At 72.5% G+C, this 18,787-nt stretch carries 19 protein-coding genes and 1 pseudogene; 6 read left to right on the plus strand and 14 right to left on the minus strand.

From position 1 onward, the window contains the following. Positions 1-46 precede the first annotated feature (46 nt). Both ACZ5D2_RS16425 and ACZ5D2_RS16430 read left to right on the plus strand, forming a co-directional pair. Positions 47-898, plus strand: coding sequence for a helix-turn-helix transcriptional regulator (locus ACZ5D2_RS16425; protein ID WP_331738119.1), 852 nt, complete (start codon positions 47-49; stop codon positions 896-898). Between the two features lie 219 nt (positions 899-1,117). Then, entirely contained in the window at positions 1,118-1,822 is a 705-nt protein-coding gene (locus ACZ5D2_RS16430; RefSeq protein WP_331738117.1) for a hypothetical protein, read from the plus strand. Between the two features lie 130 nt (positions 1,823-1,952). Here the strand turns inward: ACZ5D2_RS16430 and ACZ5D2_RS16435 are convergent, their stop codons facing one another. Then, positions 1,953-3,095: a serine hydrolase domain-containing protein gene (locus tag ACZ5D2_RS16435; protein WP_468929852.1), complete on the minus strand. Its 1,143-nt coding sequence runs from the start codon at positions 3,093-3,095 to the stop codon at positions 1,953-1,955. Positions 3,096-3,412: 317 nt separating this feature from the next. Between ACZ5D2_RS16435 and ACZ5D2_RS16440 the strand changes: the two genes are divergently transcribed. Beyond that, positions 3,413-4,189, plus strand: a complete 777-nt coding sequence (locus tag ACZ5D2_RS16440) for a MerR family transcriptional regulator (RefSeq protein ID WP_331738113.1) — start codon at positions 3,413-3,415, stop codon at positions 4,187-4,189. Between the two features lie 48 nt (positions 4,190-4,237). Here the strand turns inward: ACZ5D2_RS16440 and ACZ5D2_RS16445 are convergent, their stop codons facing one another. Further along, positions 4,238-5,032: an MBL fold metallo-hydrolase gene (locus ACZ5D2_RS16445; RefSeq protein WP_468929856.1), complete on the minus strand. Its 795-nt coding sequence runs from the start codon at positions 5,030-5,032 to the stop codon at positions 4,238-4,240. Positions 5,033-5,122: 90 nt separating this feature from the next. Between ACZ5D2_RS16445 and ACZ5D2_RS16450 the strand changes: the two genes are divergently transcribed. From ACZ5D2_RS16450 to ACZ5D2_RS16460, 3 genes are all read left to right on the plus strand, one after another. Then, positions 5,123-5,722: an ABATE domain-containing protein gene (locus tag ACZ5D2_RS16450; protein ID WP_331738110.1), complete on the plus strand. Its 600-nt coding sequence runs from the start codon at positions 5,123-5,125 to the stop codon at positions 5,720-5,722. A 125-nt stretch (positions 5,723-5,847) separates the two neighbouring features. After that, on the plus strand, positions 5,848-6,786 hold the full coding sequence (locus ACZ5D2_RS16455) for an NAD-dependent epimerase/dehydratase family protein (RefSeq protein WP_331738109.1): 939 nt from the start codon (positions 5,848-5,850) through the stop codon (positions 6,784-6,786). Between the two features lie 18 nt (positions 6,787-6,804). Beyond that, positions 6,805-7,701: an aldo/keto reductase gene (locus ACZ5D2_RS16460; protein WP_331738108.1), complete on the plus strand. Its 897-nt coding sequence runs from the start codon at positions 6,805-6,807 to the stop codon at positions 7,699-7,701. Positions 7,702-7,858: 157 nt separating this feature from the next. Here ACZ5D2_RS16460 and ACZ5D2_RS16465 read toward each other — a convergent pair. The 12 genes and pseudogenes from ACZ5D2_RS16465 to ACZ5D2_RS16520 all read right to left on the minus strand — a co-directional run. Next, positions 7,859-8,713, minus strand: a pseudogene (locus tag ACZ5D2_RS16465) (NAD(P)/FAD-dependent oxidoreductase); the annotation flags it as partial. Between the two features lie 44 nt (positions 8,714-8,757). Further along, positions 8,758-9,165 carry a nuclear transport factor 2-like protein gene (locus ACZ5D2_RS16470; protein ID WP_331738106.1) on the minus strand — a complete coding sequence of 136 codons (408 nt, stop codon included), beginning with the start codon at positions 9,163-9,165 and terminating at the stop codon, positions 8,758-8,760. Positions 9,166-9,196: 31 nt separating this feature from the next. Beyond that, a complete protein-coding gene (locus tag ACZ5D2_RS16475) occupies positions 9,197-9,772 on the minus strand; it encodes a MarR family winged helix-turn-helix transcriptional regulator (protein ID WP_331738105.1) in 576 nt (191 codons plus the stop codon). A gap of 89 nt (positions 9,773-9,861) precedes the next feature. Beyond that, on the minus strand, positions 9,862-10,782 hold the full coding sequence (gene puuE, locus ACZ5D2_RS16480) for an allantoinase PuuE (RefSeq protein WP_331738103.1): 921 nt from the start codon (positions 10,780-10,782) through the stop codon (positions 9,862-9,864). A 48-nt stretch (positions 10,783-10,830) separates the two neighbouring features. After that, positions 10,831-11,115: a helix-turn-helix domain-containing protein gene (locus tag ACZ5D2_RS16485; protein ID WP_468929863.1), complete on the minus strand. Its 285-nt coding sequence runs from the start codon at positions 11,113-11,115 to the stop codon at positions 10,831-10,833. Then, on the minus strand, positions 11,115-11,600 hold the full coding sequence (locus ACZ5D2_RS16490) for a DUF2975 domain-containing protein (RefSeq protein ID WP_331738983.1): 486 nt from the start codon (positions 11,598-11,600) through the stop codon (positions 11,115-11,117). Before ACZ5D2_RS16490 ends, ACZ5D2_RS16485 begins: the two co-directional genes overlap by 1 nt. Positions 11,601-11,702: 102 nt before the next feature. Beyond that, positions 11,703-13,094 (minus strand): FAD-dependent oxidoreductase, encoded by a 1,392-nt coding sequence (locus tag ACZ5D2_RS16495; protein ID WP_331738099.1) that lies wholly within the window; start codon positions 13,092-13,094, stop codon positions 11,703-11,705. A 59-nt stretch (positions 13,095-13,153) separates the two neighbouring features. Further along, positions 13,154-14,587, minus strand: coding sequence for an NAD(P)/FAD-dependent oxidoreductase (locus ACZ5D2_RS16500; RefSeq protein ID WP_468929866.1), 1,434 nt, complete (start codon positions 14,585-14,587; stop codon positions 13,154-13,156). A 139-nt stretch (positions 14,588-14,726) separates the two neighbouring features. After that, positions 14,727-15,908 (minus strand): MAB_1171c family putative transporter, encoded by a 1,182-nt coding sequence (locus ACZ5D2_RS16505; RefSeq protein ID WP_331738095.1) that lies wholly within the window; start codon positions 15,906-15,908, stop codon positions 14,727-14,729. Continuing rightward, positions 15,905-17,077, minus strand: coding sequence for an MAB_1171c family putative transporter (locus tag ACZ5D2_RS16510; protein ID WP_331738094.1), 1,173 nt, complete (start codon positions 17,075-17,077; stop codon positions 15,905-15,907). The genes ACZ5D2_RS16505 and ACZ5D2_RS16510 overlap by 4 nt, the downstream gene beginning before the upstream one ends. Positions 17,078-17,080: 3 nt before the next feature. After that, on the minus strand, positions 17,081-17,674 hold the full coding sequence (locus tag ACZ5D2_RS16515; RefSeq protein ID WP_331738092.1) for a toxin-antitoxin system, toxin component: 594 nt from the start codon (positions 17,672-17,674) through the stop codon (positions 17,081-17,083). 222 nt (positions 17,675-17,896) lie between these two features. Beyond that, a complete protein-coding gene (locus tag ACZ5D2_RS16520; protein WP_468929869.1) occupies positions 17,897-18,685 on the minus strand; it encodes a helix-turn-helix domain-containing protein in 789 nt (262 codons plus the stop codon). Positions 18,686-18,787: the final 102 nt, after the last annotated feature.

Below are 18,787 nucleotides of genomic sequence, written 5' to 3' on the forward strand. Positions count from 1 at the left end.
TTGGCAGGGCCACCTTCACGGGCATCTCCGAGGCCATACTGGGGACATGGACGATCTTGCGGGTTTCCTGCGGACCAGGCGTTCCCGGGTCGATCCGGCGGCCGTCGGCATACCCGCCGACAGCCGCCGCCGGGTCGAAGGGCTGCGCCGCGAAGAGGTCGCGCACCTGTCCGGGGTCAGCGTCGACTACTACGTGCGCCTGGAGCAGGGCCGCGCGACCCAGCCCTCCGAGCAGGTCCTCGACGCGCTCGCCCGCGTCCTCGGCCTCGACGAGACCGAACGCGGGCACCTCTACCGGCTCGCCCGGCAGCGCCGGCGCAGCGCGAAGTCGCCGGGCGGGCGGGTCCGGCCGGAACTGCTGCGCGTCCTCGGCCTGGTCACCGGCGCACCCGCACTGATCATGGACCACCGTCTGGACGCGCTCGCCGGGAACCGGCTCGCCGGGCTGCTCTTCGGCCGGCCGATGCCGGGCCTGAACATCGCCCGGCACATCTTCCTGGAGGAGGCCGAGCAAGGCCTCTACGCGGACTGGGAGACATGCACCCTCGACGTGGTCGGGCACCTGCGCCTGGCCGCCGGGAAGTACCCCGAGGACCCCCGACTGGCCTCGCTCATCGGCGAGCTGGCGATGGGCAGCGAGCGCTTCCGCCGCCTCTGGGCCCGCGCGGACGTGCGCGCCCGCACGCACGGACGCAAGGCGTACCGGCATCCGCTGGTCGGACTGCTGGAACTGCACCAGGAGAACTTCGCGTTGCCGGACGAGTCGGGAGTGGAACTGCTGGTCCTGTCCGCGGCCCCCGGCAGCCCCGCCGAGGACGGGCTGCGCCTGCTCGCGGGCCTGGGCGCGGACAGCGGTGACGCCGCGTATCCCCCGGCGGACGCCCGGCTCCGCGAGTAACCCGACGAGCGCCCGGCCCGGCGGCTGCGGACGCTCTCGGAACGGCTCACCGGCGTGCGCTACCCGTTCGCCGCGACCGGGTCTCCCGGAAACGGGTGATCCGGGAAAGGGTGATCCGGGAAAGGGTGATCCGGGAAGGGCAGTCCGGAAAAGAGGCCCGGCGCAGCCCCCGTTAGTGTCTGTGGTCGGATGCGAAGGGCCGGGGAGTGTGAGGTGGGGATGAAGATTCATCGTCCGGGGCGGCCGGAGGACCTTCCGGAAGCGGGCCTGTTGTGGGCGCGGTGGGCCGCGCTCGCCGCGGTGACCTGGGACGCCGAGGAGGAGAAGGAGACCTTCCGGCGCGGGTACTGGCTCGCCGGCAGTGCCGGTGGGGACGGCCGCGCCTTGCACTACGACGACAGCAGCTGCAGCCGATGGGTGCTGGTCCGGGCCGACGGCGGCCGGGCGGTTCTCTTCGGGCAGGACGATTCCAGCAAGGTCGGGCGGTACGAGCCCGCGATCGACCTCCTCGCCGGGGCGCCCGGGTGGGTGCGCCGTGAAGTCCGGGACGACCTTCTGGTCCAGGGAAGGATCGAGTGCGTCTACTGGTTCGAGGACGGTTCCTGGCACCGTGCGCCGTACCCCGACGACCTGGGCGACGACGGGCTCGACTGCGGGATGAGCCATCTGTCGTCGTCCGACCACGCCGTCGAGGCGATCTGTGCGCTGTTCGAGTTCGACCACGAATACGAGGGCGCCGTGGAAGCCTGCGAGCTGTTCGTCGAGCACGCGGAGCGGGGCACGGCCACCACCGAGGTCGTGCGCACCTTCGCCGACGAGCTCGTCCGGGTCCATACCGAGTACGACCTGTCGCCGCCCTGGATCCCGATCGCCCGGTCGGAGACGGACATCGCCGCGATGACCGCCCTGATGCGCCGGAGGTGACTCCGCGGCGGGACCGCGGCGGACGTCAGGCTCCGCGGCGGGACCGCGGCGGACGTCAGGCTCCGCGGCGGGCCCGGCCCGGTACGCGGAGCTCCGGGTACCGGGTACCGCCTACGCCGTCCCGCCGCGCTCAGCCCGTCGGCCGGTCCGCCGCGGTCCGCCCGTCACAGAACACCTCCCTGACGAGCCGCCGCTTCACCTTCTCGAACGCCTCGACCGTGGCGGCCAGGTCGAGCTCCGCGTCCCCGCAGGTCACCGAGCCGGTCAGGGTCCTGCTGCCGTCGGGCGTGCTGTACATCAGCGCCGCCCAGCCCCAGAACCCGCCGTTGTGCTGGAAGATGGTGCCGCCGTCGTCCGTCTCCTCCGCGAACACCCCCAGGCCGTAGCCCATCTTGGGGTGCGGCGTGCGCATCTCGGCCAGCAGCGGGGCCGGCAGGAGCCGGCCTCCCATCAGTGCGGAGAAGAAGGTGTGCAGTTCACGGGTGGTTGAGATCATGTCACCGGCGGCGGAGATCCAGGAGGGGTTGAAGCGGGTGGTGTCGGCCACCGTCCACCGGCCGGCGTCCTCGTACCCGTAGTAGCCGTGGGCGTGCGGCTCGGGGATCTCCGGTGAGGCGTCCGGCACCACGGTGCCCGTCAGCCCGAGCGGATCCAGGACCAGCCGGCGCATCTCCTCGGCGTAGGAACGGCCGGTGGCGTGCTCGATCAGCAGCCGGGCCAGTACGTAGTTGGTGTTGGAGTAGCTCCAGTCCGCCCCCGGTGCGAACCGCGTCGGCCGGGACAGCGCGGGCCGTACCAGCTCCTCCGGCCGGTAGGTGCGGGACCGGTTGTCCATCCACTCCTTGCCGATCCCGGGGACTCCACCGGGCACGACCGTCCCGTCCTCGTAGACCTCTCCGGTGAAGCTGAACAACCCGCTGGTGTGCTGGAGCAGCATCCGTACGGTGATCCGTCGGTCCAGTCCGAAACCGGGCAGGTGGTCGTCCGCCGGGGCGTCCAGCCCGATCCTTCCCTCCGCGACCAGCCGCAGCACCAGGGTCGCCGTGAAGGTCTTGGTGATGCTGCCGATCCGGAAGTGCCCGTCGGCCGGTGGCGCCTCCGCCCCGCCCAGCTCGCGCACCCCGGCGGTGCCGACCCATTCGCCCCGCTCGTCGTTCACGCGCAGCTGCACTCCGGCGAAACCGGAATCGACGATCTCCTGGATGGCCTCGCGCAGCTCGGGGCGGTCCGGCCCGGCAGCGGTGGTCTCGACGGTCTGGAGGGACTCGCTCATGGTCATTCCTCATCTCGCGGCAGTAGGTGTCCGGCACGGCTCGACGGCGCGACGGTGGCCCTGCCGGCCACCGGCCCGGCCCCGTCGAAGCGGCCATGCGAGGAGCGTGCACCCTGACCCAAGGTCAACCTCAAGCCCTGTGCGGACCTTGGGGTCACCGGCACCGATCGCACGGGTGAGGGGATCCGAACGGACGCGCGCTACCCTCGCCCCTGGGACCGCCCGCGGCCCATGACCGCGAGGCGGGCGTACGGGCCGCCGGCGACCACGGCCCCGCCCCGGGCGGGGACCCTACGATCCGGAGGTGCACCGAGCCGATGGCAGACGGGCTCACGATCGGTCAGGCGGCGGCGTACGTCGGCGTCACGATCAAGACGGTGCGGCACTATCACCGGCTCGGCCTGGTCGCCGAGCCGGAACGCGACGGTTCCGGCTACCGACGTTACGGGTCGGCCGACCTGCTGCGGCTGGTCCAGGTACGGACGCTGGCCGGGGCGGGCGTGCCGCTGGCCGAGGTCGGTGAGCTGCTCGACGCCGGTCCCGAGCGGTTCGCCGCCACCCTGGACGACGTCCGCCGTCGGCTCACCGAACAGATCGAGGACCTGACCGCCCGGCGCGACACACTGCACCGGCTCGCCCACGGCGACCGGGCCCTGCTGCCCGACCGGGCCTGCGCGGTCCTGGACGGACTCGCCGGTCTCGGCTTCGGCGCCGACTACGTGGCCACTCAGCGGGAGGCGTTGGTACTGGCCCGGGCGCTGGTTCCGGAGGTCTTCGACAGCTTCCTGACCCAGCTCGAACGGTGGCTCGACGACCCCGCATGGATCGAGCTGACCAAGCGCGGCCGGGAGGCGATGTCCTGGGATCCGGACGACCCGCGGATCGACGCACTGGCGTCGGAGCTGGCCGACAGGCTGCTGGCCGAACGCGAGCGGCTGGCGATGCCGGACGGGTTCCGGAGCCGGTCCGACACCGCCTCCCGGTACGGACTGGTCAACCACCACCGGGAGGAGGGGTCGCCCGCCCTCGTCCGGCTGAACGCCCTGGTCGAGGCGAACCTGCGCGCGGCCGGCATCGACGTCCCGCGTCAGTGAGGGCCGTCCGGCGCAGGAACCCCGGCGGTGGGGGGTGCCCCGTCCGGATCAGGCGGGCCGGCGCCAGTCCGGGTCCAGGCGGTCGGCCAGTCCGGCGGCGGTGAACGCGGCTTCCAGTTCGGCGTGGCCCTCGGTGAAGTGGGCCCAGCTGTCGCAGTGGACGGGCACGACGCGGCGGGCGCCGAGGATCCGGGTGGCCTCGGCGGCCTGGGCGCTGTCCAGGACGATCAGGCGGCCGTCGAAGAGCACGGGGAAGCGGGGGGCTCCGGCGAAGAGCACGGCGGTGTCCACCGGGCCGAAGCGCTCGGCGATCTCCCCGACCGCGTCGAGCGATGCGTTGTCGCCGCTGACGTAGACGGTGGGCAGTCCCTCGCCGGTCAGGACGAAACCGATGACCTGGCCGACGATCGGCTCGACCTCCTCGCGCGCTCCGGGTCCGTGGACGGCGGGTACGCCGGTCACGGTGACCGTGCCGCCGCCGGGGCGGTCCAGCTCGACGGATTCCCAGTCGGCCAGGCCCCTGGCCCCCTCCCCGAGGCGCTTTCCGCCACCGGGGGTGGTGAGGGTGAGCGGCACGTCGGCGAGCAGGGCCCGGCCGGAGTCGTCGAGGTTGTCGGGGTGTTCGTCGTGCGAGAGCAGGACCACGTCGATGGCGCCGAGGTCGCCGGGGGCGGCGGCGGAGGGGGCGGTCTTGGTGAGCGTCGTGCCGGGTACCGGGTAGTCGCCGGGGCCGTCGAACGTCGGGTCGGTCAGGAAGCGCAGGCCGCCGTACTCGAAGAGGGCGGTCGGGCCGCCGAGGACGCGGACGGGGAAGTGGTCGGTCGATGCGGGCACAGAGGACACGGAGAAAGCACCTCACGGATAGATTCGATTTAACCGTGAAGTGACGGTAGCCGTTTCTCACGGATGACCGCAAGCCGTAACATGAGGAACATGAAGGAGTCCGTACGGGAAGAACCCCTCGTGCCGCCGGCCCAGGGCGAGCGGGAGCACCTCTCCCTCGCCCTCGCCAACAGCGCCGTCGCACGGCCCGGCGGGCACACCATCGATCTCCTGGGGACTCCCGCACAGGCGAACCTCTGGCTGACGGAACGCGGCCTCGCCCCGGCGGACGCGGGCATGCGGGAGATGTGCACGGCGCAACTGCGCGCGCTGCGCGAACAGATCAGGTCGCTGTTCGCGGCCCGCGCCGCCGGGCTCCCCGCCCTCCCCGCCGCCGTCCGGGCCGTCAACGACGCGATGACCCGCGTCCCGACCGCCCCGCTGCTGGCCTGGGACGACGAGAACGGCCCCTACCGCGCCACCACCCACCCCACCACCGCGATCGTCGACCACGCCCTGGCGGCCCTCGCCGCCGACGCCGCCGACCTCCTCACCTCCCCGGACGCCGAACGCCTCACCGCCTGCGGCTCCGCCCCCTGCAACCGCTACCTGCTGCGCCACGGCCGCCGCCACTGGTGCTCCACCCGCTGCGGCGACCGGGCCCGCGCCGCGCGCGCGTACGCCCGCCGCGCCCAGGCCGGGGCGGAGTGACGCATCCGCCCGACGGGCCGGCCGCCGGGCCGCCGGGCCGCCGCACATCGGTCAACAGCATTCCTTAACACCCGTGCAGTAAGCGGCCACTTCTGCTGAAGACGCCAGGTGCCGAGGATGGGGGCATGCAAAGGATCTGCGTCATCGGCGGAAGCCGATACTTCGGAAAGCTCCTGGTGGAGCGCCTGCAAGCCGACGGCCACCAGGTAACGGTGATCAACCGCGGCTCCACCCCGCCGCCCGCCGGCGTCGAGCACCTGGTCGTCGACCGCGACGACGAGGCGGCCCTCGTCGCCGTACTCGGCGCCCGCACCTTCGACGTGGTGGTCGACCAGGTCTGCTACACCCCCGTGCAGGCCGCCATCGCCGCCCGCGCCTTCGCCGGCCGTGCCCGGCGCTACGTCATGACCTCCACGATCGAGGTCTACGACCCTGCGGGCGCCGCACTGCCGGACCCGGCGGGCGCTCCGGTCCCGGAGGAGCACGTGGACCCGGGTGCCTGGCCGGTGGCCCCGGACCTGCCCTGGCACGACGAGGCCTACCTGGAGGCGCACTACGCCGAGGGCAAGCGCCAGGCGGAGGCCGTCTTCACCCGCGCCGGCGGCTTCGCGTTCGCCTCCGTACGCAGCGCACACGTACTCGGCGGCGGGGGACGGGAATTCACCGGCCGACTGGCGCACTACACCGAGCGCATCGCCCACGGCGAAGAGATCACCGTGCACGCGAGGGCACTGCCCACGGTGTTCATCCACTACGCGGAACTGGCCGGCCTGCTGCGGTGGGCGGCGACCGGCAGCGATTTCACCGGCCCGCTCAACGCCTGCTCCGACGACCTGCTCGACGTGCGCGACCTGGCCGCGACCGTCGCCGCGCAGACCGGCCGGGAGCCCGTCTACCGGACCGCCGCGGCCGGAGAGCCCGCCTCCCCGTTCTCCTTCGACCGCCACTACGCCATGAGCAACGCCCGCGCGAAGGAGCTGGGCTTCGCCTTCTCCCGCACGGCCGACTGGCTGCCCGGCGCCGTCACCGAGGCCCTCGTCGCATCCGCTGCCCCCACCACCTGAGGAAACAGAGCCACCACCATGCGGTACCGAACCATCGGGAACACCACCGTCAGCGCCATCGGCCTGGGCGCCATGCCCCTGTCCATCGAGCACCGACCGGACGAGGCACGGGCCATCGCGACCGTCCACGCGGCCCTCGATGCCGGCATCACGCTCATCGACACCGCCGACAGCTACCACTGGCACGCCGACGAGACCGGGCACAACGAGCTGCTCATCGCCCGCGCCCTGGCCCGCTACGGCGGTGACACCTCCGACGTCCTGATCGCCACCAAGGGCGGCCGAGGGCGGCCGGGCGACGGCAGCTGGACCGTCACCGGCGGCCCCGCCCACCTCAAGCGCGCGGCGAAAGCCTCGGCCGGGCGCCTGGGCGTCGACGCGATCGGCCTGTACCAGCTGCACAAGCCGGACCCGGCCGTGCCCTGGGCGGAGTCCGTCGGCGCCCTGCGCGAGCTGCTCGACGCCGGCGTGATCCGCGCCGCCGGGATCTCGAACGTGAGCACCGGCCAGATCCGCGAGGCGCACGAGATCCTCGGCGACGGGCTCGTCTCCGTCCAGAACCGGTACTCGGCCGCCGTGCGCGACAGCGAGCCCGAAGTGCGGCTGAGCGCCCGTCTGGGCCTGGCGTTCCTGCCCTGGAGCCCGCTCGGCGGGATCTCCCGCAGCTCCCTCGACGGCCCCTCCGGGCAGACGTCGGCGGACACCGCCTTCCACCACATCGCGGCCGAGCACGGCGTCAGCCCGCAGCAGGTCGCCCTGGCCTGGCTGCTGGCCCGCTCCCCGGCGGTGATCCCGGTCCCGGGGGCGAGCCGCCCGGCCTCCGTACGGGACTCGGCCCGCGCCGCGACGCTCAGGCTGAGCGCGGAGGAACTGACCCGGCTGGAGGCTCCCTGCCGGCCGTACGCGTCGAACTGACCGGGCGGCTACGCATCACCGTGCTCACCTCGCGGCCCGCCGGGGTGACGCGGCAGCCAGGTGGCCGGTCCGCCGGCGCTCCCACGACCGCACCTCGTCCGTCGGGGTCGATCCGTCCTGACCGTTGCGGTCACCACGCGTCGATGACCGGCGTCGGGCGGACGTCCCCGTCCACCATCTGGAAGATCGCGTCACGCCTCCCGAGGCTGATGTGGTTGCCGTGGTACTTCAGCCCGGTGGTCGGGACCTCGCCGCCCGTCAGGCGCGCGATGATCGCGTCGGTCGCCCGCATGGTGGTGAAGCCGGCCGAGGCGCAGGACATCGGCAGCGGCCGGCCGTTCTCGCCGATCGCGTAGGCGCAGTCACCGGCGGCCTAGACGTCCGGGTGCGAGACCGAGCGCATGGTCCGGTCGACGGTGATCTGGCCGGTCCCGGCGACCTCCAGGCCGGCGGCGGCCGCGATGGGGTGCACGGCTAACCCGGCCGACCACACGGTGACGTCGGCCGGGACGGACGTACCGTCGGCGGCGATCGCCCGCGTCGGCTCGACGGCTTCGACGGCGGTGTGCTCGTGGACGGTGATGCCGAGCCGGTCGAAGGAGCGGCGCAGGTGACGGCGGGCGTCCGGGGAGAGCGAGGCGCCCGGCTCGCCACGGGCGGCGAGCGCGACCGAGAGATCGGGCCGGGACTCGGCCAACTCGGTGGCCGTCTCGATGCCGGTCAGCCCCTCTCCGACCACCAGCACGGTGCCGCCCGCGCCCAAGGCGGCCAGGCGTTCTCGCAGCCGCAGTGCCGAGGACCGGCCGGTCACGTCGAAGGCGTACTCGGCCGCGCCGGGGACGCCGTGGTGGGCCACGGAGCTGCCGAGCGCGTAGAGGAGCGTGTCGTAGGCGAGCTCGCCGTCGCCCTCCTCACCGGCCACGGGTCCCCGCGTTCGAACGACGGTCACGACGGACTCCTGCACACGCGGGAACTCGACGGAGAAGGGTCCGGCCACGGGTGCGGCGGCAACACCACCCGATCGCCACACTCGGATGGCGGTACGACCCGCGGCCGTCACGGTGCGGGGACACCCTCATCGCGGGTCGGGCCGGCCGCGGCCATGATGGCCTGCCAGGGGGCGGAGTCGAAGATGAGCGTGATCGCAGTGATCCGGCCGTCGTGGAGGCGGAAGTGCTCGGCGGTGCGCTGGGTTATGCCGACGGCCGGGGCGGTGTGGATGTCGTAGACCAGGGTGGCTTCGGTTTCGCCGTACAGCTCGCTGATCAGCTCCACGCCGGTGACGATGCCCAGGAGTCCGTCGAGTCCGTCCAGGTGGCCGGCAGGGCTGTCGGAGGTGATAAACGGGCTGCGGAAGAGGAACCCTTCGCCGACCCGGGCGGCGGCCGCCGCGACATCGCCGCGGAACCGGGCCTCGTGGTAGGCCCTGACCGTCTGTCGTGTGGGTGTGTCGGTAGTGGTCATGCGGTACTCCGTCTGGTCGGGTCGCGTCGGGTCAGGAAGCGGGCTGGTCGGGCCGGACCGTGTTCAGGTACTGCTCGATCCGGTGCTGGTTTTCCACCAGGCGCAGACACAGGTGCCTGAACCGGGCGAGTTCGTCCTCGGTGAAGCCCTGGAAGACGGCGGACATCGCGCGCTGCGTCGGCTGACGGAACGCTTCCAGCCAGTCGCGGCCTTCCGGTGTGATCCGGGCCCGGACCGACCGGCGGTCGTGCCGGTCCTGGACCCGCTGCACCAGTCCGTCGCGCTCCAGCGTGTCGACCAGGCCGGTGACGTTGCGGGAGCTCACGCCGGCCGCGCGGGCCAGTTCGCCGATGCTCAGCCCCTCTTCGGTGGCCGCGCTCAGGCGGGTCAGGACGTCGAGGGCTCCTGCGCTGAGACCCCGCCCGCCCGCACCCTGCGCGCGCAGCCGGTCGACGGCCTGCGAAGCCGAACGGACGGCCGCGGCCGCCTCCAGCGCGAGCGAGCCGCCACCGAGCGCGAAGGCGCCCATGGACGCCCGGACACCGGGGTCGTAGAGGAAACCGTCGGGGTCACGGGACAGACCCTCCGAGTTATGTACGTGCTTCATAATGAAGCAGCACTTTATCTCCCCCGGGGGCGTCACACCAGCCCGTGCTCCCCCGGACCGGCGCCTCCGGGAGGGGTGGCCGCGTCGGTTCAGGGCTGGGGCGGGTGCGTGGCGAGCCAGTGGCGGGCGATCTGTTCGCGCGTGGCCACCCACGCGCCGCCCCGCCGCGCGACGTGTTCCAGGAAGCCGTCGAGGGCGCGGATGCGGCCCGGCCGGCCGATGATGCGGCAGTGCAGGCCGACGCTCATCATGCGCGGCCGGTCGGCGCCCTCGGCGTGGAGCGCGTCGAAGGTGTCGACGAGGTAGGCGAGCATGTCGTCGGCGGTGGTGAAGCCGTGGACGATGAGGAACTTGAAGTCGTTCGCGTCGAGGGTGTACGGCACCACCAGGTGCGGGCGTCCGGCCGCTTCGGCGTAGAACGGCAGGTCGTCGGAGTAGTCGTCGGAGTCGTAGAGGAAGCCGCCCTCCTCGGCGACGAGGCGCCGCGTGTGGGGGCTGGTGCGGCCGGTGTACCAGCCGACCGGCCGACGGCCGACGAGCCGCTCGATCGTCGCCACGGAGTGCGCGATGTCCGTGCGCTCGACGTCCTCGGGCACGTGGCGGTAGTCGATCCAGCGCCGGCCGTGGCCCGCGACCTCCCAGCCGGCGGCGCCCATCGCCCGTGCCGCGTCCGGGTTGCGTTCGAGCGCCTGCGCCACGGCGTACACGGTGACCGGCGCGCCGTGCGCCGCGAGGGTGCGGGCCACGCGCCAGAATCCGGCGCGCGCACCGTAGGCGAACAGGGACTCGACGTTCAGGTCACGCCCGCCGACGACGGGCGGCGCGCCGACGAGTTCGTGAAGGAAGCCCTCCGAGGCGGGATCGCCTTCCAGGACGTTCTGTTCACCGCCCTCCTCGTAGTTGAGGACGAGGCTGACGGCGACGCGTGCGCCACCGGGCCAGGCGGCGTGCGGCGGCTCGGCGCCGTAGCCGACGAGGTCGCGCTGCTGCTGCTCGGACACGGGCGGCACCCTACCGCCGATGGCGCATCGGGCGCGGAACTCCGCCCCCGGGGCACGTCATTCGTCCGTGGCGCCCCCGGCTTCCTCGGCGCCCCTGGCGTCCCCGGCTTCCTCGGCTTCCTCGGCTTCCTCGGCTTCCTCGGCTTCCCAGCGCAGCAGGTCGCCCGGCTGGCATTCCAGGACCTCGCAGAGCGCGGCGAGCGTCGCGAAGCGCACCGCCTTGGCGCGGCCGTTCTTGAGTACCGCCAGGTTGGCGGGCGTGATGCCCACGCGGTCCGCGAGCTCCCCCACCGACATCTTCCGCCTGGCCAGCATCACGTCGATGTCGACGGCGATCGCCATCAGATCACCTCGTCCAGCTCGGCCTGCATCCGCGCGGCTTCCACGTCGCGCGCGACGGCCTGGGTGAGCAGCATCCGCAGCACGAGCACGATGAGTGCGACGCCCAGGATGGCCACACCGACCCCGCCCATGATGACGGTGACACCCGGGTCCTCCCGCTGACCCGGCGCATTGATGATCGTGACCGCGAACCACACGAGGGCGGCCGCCACGATCGCGCCGATCACTCCGTCCACGTACCGGAAGGCGGCGTGGGAGAACACGGTTCCGCGTCGCACCATCGCCACCAGCCGCCATACGCAGACCAGGGCGACCTGGGCCGACAGCATGCCCAGGATCGTGATCACCCGAAGCGGGGTCAGCGGGAGCGACCCGTCCTCGGGATCGGTCGCCAACGCCCACACCATCATCGCCTGCACGAGCACGGTGCCGACGAGCACCACCGCGAGCACGGCGCGCAACGCACCCACTGCCAGCTTTCCCATGACCCACCCTTCCATCGACTTACGATCTGAATCTATCGATTTTCGATAGATGAGACAAGGTCTGGGACGGAGGGCGGGCGTCATGGCGAGCACGCGAACGGTTCAGACGCTCTCCTTCTCGGCGTCACTCAGCGGAGGGCCCTGCAGAGGGGGCAGCTTCCGGCCGAAGAGCATGGGGACGAGCATGTCCGGGGAGAACAGGCGGGTCGCGGGCTTCTCCAGGCTCATCACGTCCAGGAGGGCGCCGAGGGCACGCGGGCTGCGGGCGCCCGTTTCGACGGCTCGGTCGACGTAACGGGCGAGGAGCTTCTCGACGGCCTTGGGCGGCGTGTCACTGGCGCCGGGGTAGAACGCGTCCTGCCCCACGGCGAGGTCCCACGCTCCGGCGACGGGCCGGGCCGCGGACTGCTGTACGCGGCGGGCCGTGCCGGGGGCGGTGAGGCCGGCGGAACGCAGGACTCCCCTGAGGGCGACGGCACACTGGGCGGCGACGGTGAGGCCGTGCCCGTACACGGGGTTGTATCCGGCGATGGCGTCGCCGAGCACGGTGAAGCCGTCCGGCCAGGCACGCATCTTCTCGTAGTAGCGGCGCTGATTGGCGGTGCTGCGGGTGGTGGCGATCCCGCCCAGGGGTTCGGCTTCCTCGATGAGTCTGCCGATGACGGGGTCGCCCAGGCCGAGGGCGAAGTCGACGAAGGCGTCCGGGTCCTGCGTGGGCTCGCCGCCACGGGTGCCGGACAGGGTGACGATCCACCGGCCGTCCTCCACGGGGAGGATGATGCCTCCCCGGCCTGGTGTTCTGGCCGGGTTGGCCTGCACGTTGACCAGGGGGAAACCGCCCACCGTCGCCGCGGGAGCCCGGTACACGCGGGTGGCGTAGGCGACGCCCGCGTCGACCTCCCGTTCGGTGACGGGGGGCAGACCGAGGTCCACGAGCCACGACGGGGCGCGGGAGCCGCGGCCGGAGGCATCGACGACCAGGTCCGCGGACAGGGGCCGTACGCCGGTACCGGACCGGATCCGGACGCCGGTGACGCGGACGGCATCACCCTCCAGGCCCTCGGCGACGGCCTTGTCGAGCAGGCTGATGCGCGGATCCCCGAGCACCCGCTCGCGCAGGGCGTGGTCCAGGAGGTTGCGCGAGGAGACGAGGTTGCGGTGGTGGGTGGACCTGAACCGGCGGAACCAGACCTCGTTCGGCGCCCGGGAGACCATGTCGCCCATGATGTGGACCAGTCGGCCCCCGCGGGCGACGATGTCGACGGTCAGGCCGGGCAGGAGCTCTTCGAAGGCCCGGACACCGCCGCTCCACAGGAGGTGCGCGTGGCGGGCCTGCGGCACGCCCTTGCGGCCCTCGGGTCCTTCGGGCAGCTCGTCCCGCTCGATGACCGTGACGTCGGCGAACTCGCTGAGCACGGACGCGGCGAAGAGGCCGGCGGCGCTCGCGCCGATGACGACGGCGGTGGGCCGGACGGGGCTGGATATCTCAGGCATGGGGGGTCACGCTTTCTGCGGTGGTCTTCCTGGCGCGCGGGATTGCCCTCGCCTCCATCTCAGTTCGGGCCGGCGGTCCGTACGAGTGTCAGCTCCCGGTCCGTCAGGGGCGGCGCGCTCAGGGGCGGGCGCAGCGGGCCGCGCAGGGCGCCGAGGAGGACGCGCGGCTTGACCAGAGTGGTCAGGGGGGCCTGGAGGGAGGTGACGTCGAAGAAGTCCTTGGTCATGGTGAAGCTGCCGCAGCAGGTGTTGAGCAGGCGGTAGGTGTAGCCGGACAGGACCTTGTCCTTGCGCGTCGGGGTGCTCTGGCCGCTCCCCTGGGCTCCCGGATAGAACACGTCGTGCCCGAGTGCCAGGTCCCAGGCTGCCGCGACCGGTCTGGCCATGGCCTTCTGGACCCGTCGTGAGAGCCGGGGCGCGTCGACCCCGTGGGCCGACGCGAGATCGCGGAGCGCGAGCGCGGCCTGGGCCGCCACGGACATGGCGTGCCCGTAGATGGGGTTGAACGCCGCCAGGGCGTCGCCGAGCACGACGAACCGTTCCGGCCAGTCCCTGACGTTCTCGAAGTAGCGACGGGTGTTGCGCGTGCTGCGGTTGACCGTGACGTCGGTCAGCGGCTCCAGGCCGGAGATGATCTCGCCGATGACGGGGTGGCGCAGTCCGCGGGCGAACGGCTCGAAGTCCTCGTTGACCGCTGTGGGCTCGCCTCCCCGTGTTCCGGCCGCGGTGACGATCCACCGGCCGTCCTCGATGGGCAGGATGCTGGCGCTCTGCCCGGGGCGTGCCGTCCGGGGGTCGGACTGTACGACGACCATGGGGAAGCCGGCCGTTCCTTCGGGTGCCCGGAAGACCCGGCTGGCGTACGTCAGGCCGAGGTCGAGGGAGCGCTCGGGGGCGGGCCTGACCCCCAGCTCCGCCAGGTGCCGGGGGGCCCGCGAGCCGCGCCCGCTCGCGTCGACGACGAAGTCGGCTTCCAGGGCCGCTTCCCGGCCGTCCGCCCCCCGGGTGCGCACGCCGGTGATTCGGGCGGCGGTGCCGGTCAGGCCCTCGACGCGGGTGCGCTGGAGGACGGTCACCCTCGGATCGGCCAGCACGAGCTCGCGTACCACGTGGTCCAGCACGTCACGGCTGCAGGCGATCAGGAAGGCCGTTTCGGCGCTCCAGCGGCGGAGCCAGCCCTCGGCGGTGAATCCGACCATGCCGGTGGGGATCGGGATGCGGTTCGCGCCGGCGGCCATCCACCGGTCGGTGACTCCCGGCAGGAGGGCTTCGGCGGCGTGCACCCCGCTGCTCCAGAACATGTGCGCGTGGCTCGCCTGGGGAAGTCCCTTGCGGGGGGCCGGGACGGCCGGCAGTTCGTCGTTCTCGACGATGAGGACCTCGTCCACCGCCTCGCGCAGCGCGGCAGCCGCCAGGGTGCCGGCCAGGCCGCCACCGATGACGACGGCCCGGCGCCGTATCGCCGCCGTGGGGGTGTTGCTGGGGTGGGTCATGTGACTGCTCTCTCGCGGGCCGCCGAGGGGCGGGTGCCGTCTTGGTCAGGGGAGCGGGGCCACCCGGCCCCGAACCGGACGGATTCCGTGTGCTCCGTGTGCTCCGTGTGCTCCGTGTGCCGGACGCGCCGGCGAGTGGTCAGACGCGGTCGGAGGTTCGCTCGAAGAGCGACGGCCGCCCGAATTCCCGGCTGCCGGTCCGGTCGGGAACGGCCAGGTCGCGCAGGGCGTCCGAGAGCCGCACGAGTTGTTCGTCGTCACCGGAGAGCATGCTCTCCAGGCTGCATTCCCCCGGGTCGGCCCCGGTGCCGCGCAGGGTGTCGAACGCCTCTGCCACCATGGCGACGTGGCGTGCCGCATCCGGTTTCAGCCCGCCGGGGAACGCGTCCGCGTGTCCCTCGTCCTCCGCCCGGCGGTCGAGGCGGGACGCGATCAGCCGGAGGCCGTCGCGGATGTCGCAGGTCCGGCGCAACTGGCGCTTGCCGAGCGAGGAGCCCCAGGGAATGCGCACCAGTTCGTACGGGGTCACCGCGCGCATGGTCAGCCACAACGGACGCAGACGCCGGTACTGGGACCACCGGCGCCACAGGCTCATCACGCACTGGCTCGCGGAGGGCAGGGCGAGGCCGACGCACTGGAGGAGCGAGGCGAGTGAGGAGACCGTAGGGGCGACGGTGGTGCTGACGCCGTCCCAGTCGTGGCCGGCCCATCGTGCCCCGATGGCCGTGAGCTTGCACGCGACGTACACCAGGCTCAGGACCGAGCCGGTCATGATGAGGAGCAGCCCGGTCCGCAGCAGCCCCGGGACCTCGCGGGACCAGCGCCAGCACAGGCGGGCCAGGACCAGGTTCGCGAGCCCGTAGGCCAGTACGCACAGGACGACCATCTCCCGGACGTACGGGGTGGTGGCGTAGTAGGTGTCGAAGTCCCGGAGACGTTCCTCGGACGCGTCCCCGAGGGCGAACAGGGTGAACTGCGTCGCGATCAACGTTCCGTAGACGCCGACGCACCAGCGGGTGGCGGCCCGGCGCCGGTCCCGCGGGCCTCCGCGCCAGGTGATGGTGAGGTTGATGAGCGCGGCGCTGGCGGCGGTGACCGTGCCGTAGACCAGCGGGACCGAGAAGTTGGGGATGCCCGTGAGCGCGTTCACCTGGGAGATCGTCGGCGGCGCCGCGAAGAAGAACACGGCGGCGCCCAGCGGCAGGAGCAGGGCCACGGAACGGACGAGGGGATCGCGCCAGTGTCTGACGAGTGCGGGCGCCCTCAGGGCGAAGGCGACCGAGAGGACGCCGACGAGAAGGTAGAAGTACACGGTGGTCATGCGTGCTCCCTCTCCGGCGCCGGCCCGCCCGGACCCCCGGAGAGGATCCGGGCCAGCGCGTGCGAGATCCGTACCAGATCGCGCTCTTCGCCGGGTTCCGTCTGAAGTTCACGGGAGGACGCGATCACGTGGCGCTCGGGGTCGGCGCGCAGCGCGTCGACGGCGGCGACGACCATGACCGCGTCCGCGCCCGCGGCGGCGTCGTCGTCGGAGGCCCCATGGGCCAGCGCGTCGGAGAGTGCGCGGGCCCGCAGGGTGAGGTCGAAGTAGGGGTTGAGGGTGAGCAGTCCGTCGTGGATGCCCGATTCGCGGTGCAGCCGGCGTACGCCCACCGTGGAGAGCAGCGGCATCCTGACCACCGCCGTGGTCGGCGTCAGCCCGTGCAGCAGGCGTGACAGGGTGCCCAGCCGGCGGTACCGGGTCCAGTCCCGCCAGGGTCCCTTGAAGCGCTGCACGGCGAGGGGGAGGCCGAAACCGAGGAGGATGAGGCAGAAGGAGACCGTGACGAACGGCCGTGCCACCTCGGTGCTGAGGACGTCCCAGTCCGTTCCGGCCCATCGGGCGCCGACGGCCGCGAACTTGCACACGTCGAAGCCGAGGGTGCTGGTGTAGCCCGCGATCAAGAGGGCCAGACCCACCCGCAGCTCCCTGGACACATCGCTCAGCCAGCGCCGGCACAGGGACGCCATGATCAACGCCGCGGCGGAGTGGCCCACCAGGTAGAGCACGATCATTTCGCGGATGTACGGCGTGTTGGCGTAGTAGGTGTCCAGGTCCTCCAGCCGTTCGACCGGGGCCTCACCGAGGGCGAAGAGCGCGTACATCGCGACGGCCAGGGCCGCGTAGGTTCCCGCGCACCAGCGGGTGGACCGCCGGATGCAGGCGGGCGGGCCGCCTCGCCAGTTGATGATCAGGATGATGCCCGATCCACAGCAGGCCATCAGGAGCGAGTAGAGGAGGGGCGCGGCGAAGTTCGGCACGCCCGTGATCTCGTTGACCTTGACGATCGTCGAGGTGGCCCCGAAGTAGAAGACCCCCGTGGCCGTCAGCAGGAACACCACCACGGCCCGGAGAAGGGGATCGCGGGTGTTCCTGCGCAGGCTGGGGAGCCGGACGAGGACGGCCACGGTCCCCAGCGCCGCCGGAATGAAGAAGGCGAGATCGGACATGGTTCAGCCCCGTATGCCGTGGTGGCCGAGCGCGGCCGCGATGCGGCCGGAAGTCGTACCGCGGTCGAGTACGGGTGCGTCGGGCGCGGCCAGCAGGTGCCGTACAGCGTGTGCCAGTTCGAGGCCGTAGCGCTCGGCGGCCTGCTCCTCCCCCGCGTGCTTCCGGGCGGCGGCCCTGTCCTGCTTGAGGAGGGCGGGACTGTGTCGTCCCGCGACCGCCAGGGCCGACTCGACGACCGCTTGTAAGTCGGCGTCGTGGCGCAGGAGGCGAGCGGCCGCGGAGCCCTCGGTCACGTGCAGGTGGCAGTGGCCCAGCTCCAGGTGGCGCAGCTCGTGCCCGGTGATGACGATCTGGTGTTCGGCCGCGGTCTTCTGTTCCACGACGACGAGGTCCCGCTCGCCGAGGTCCAGGGCGAGACCGCTGGCGGTACCCGGAGGGAAGGGCGTGGTGCGGAACTCGATCGTGCGCCCCCGGCGCAGCCCCATGGCGTCGCAGAGCGCGCGGCAGACCGCCTCGGCCGGAGCCGGAGACTTCAGGTGTCCGATCCCGTCCGTGAGGGCGCCGACGGACCGTCGTATCTCCCGCTGCTTGAACACGTGTCTCTCCCCTGCTCCTGCCCGTGCTCCTGCTCCTGGCGTTGCTTCCGGCCCGGGCCCCGACCCTGTTCCGCGACGGGCGGGAGCTCGCGCCCTGGCGGATTCCACGCGGCCGGCCCGCACGGCCCCGGTGCAGCGGCCGGCCGCTCCACGAACCCTCCGTGCCACGACCGGGGAAGGGCACGGCCCCCGGGCCCGCCGGCGCGAAGCGGACGGCGCACCTCAGGACGCATCGCCGGGCGAGCGCCGGTTCCCTTCGGCGTTCTTCGCGGGGTTCTTCGCGGAGTTCTTCGCGGAGTTCTTCGCGGAGTTCCCGTCCTGCCCGCCGGCGTGCCCGTCCGCGTGCCCGCCGACGTTCCCCTCGGCCGCACGCTCGTCCATGTACTCGTCGAGCCATTCCAGCAGCCTGGTGCGCCCCTGGTCGGTCAGCAGGGCCGCGCGCAGCGCGATGCCGTCGACGCCGTGCCGCTCGTAGAGACTCGGCCGCCGGGGGCCGGCCGGGGCCGCCGCCAGGACGCCGCGTTCGCTGTGCTCCCGGTACTCCAGGAGCAGCCCCTTCTCGATGACGGCCAGGACGCAGCTCAGCGCCTCGGCGTCGTCCGACTGGAGGAAACCGGCGGGCCGTTCGAAGAACCGTTCCAGCCGGGAGCAGTGGTCCATCGTCGGGCGGCGGTCCCCGCCGAGCAGCGCCTGTACCTGTTGCCGGGAGATGCCGCTCTGCCGGGCGATCTCCCCGTGCGAGAACTTGCGGCCGTTCTCCTTGCGGTACGTTTCGTGGAGCAGGTCGAGCCGCTGCCGGAACCGCTCGTGGATGTCCGGCTCGCCCGCCGGCCGCCCCTGGAGCAGCGCTCGTACGACGTGGAGCGGGACCCCGGAGGCGCGGTGCAGTTCCTCGGGATCCAGGACCTCGTCCCGGCCGCGGCCCAGCTTGGCCCCCAGGTCGACGACCCGGTCCACGACGGTGGCCAACTGCGGGGCGGCCACGGGCGGTACGGAGAAGGCTTCTGTCACCGGCTGGTCTCCCCACGTCGCGCAGGACGCCTCACATCGGCACCCTCGTCGAAGCGCCGGCGCAGCGGCAGTTGCCGAACCGATCCTGCCACAGCCGTGGCA

This window comes from Streptomyces sp. NPDC031479, from assembly GCF_055581065.1.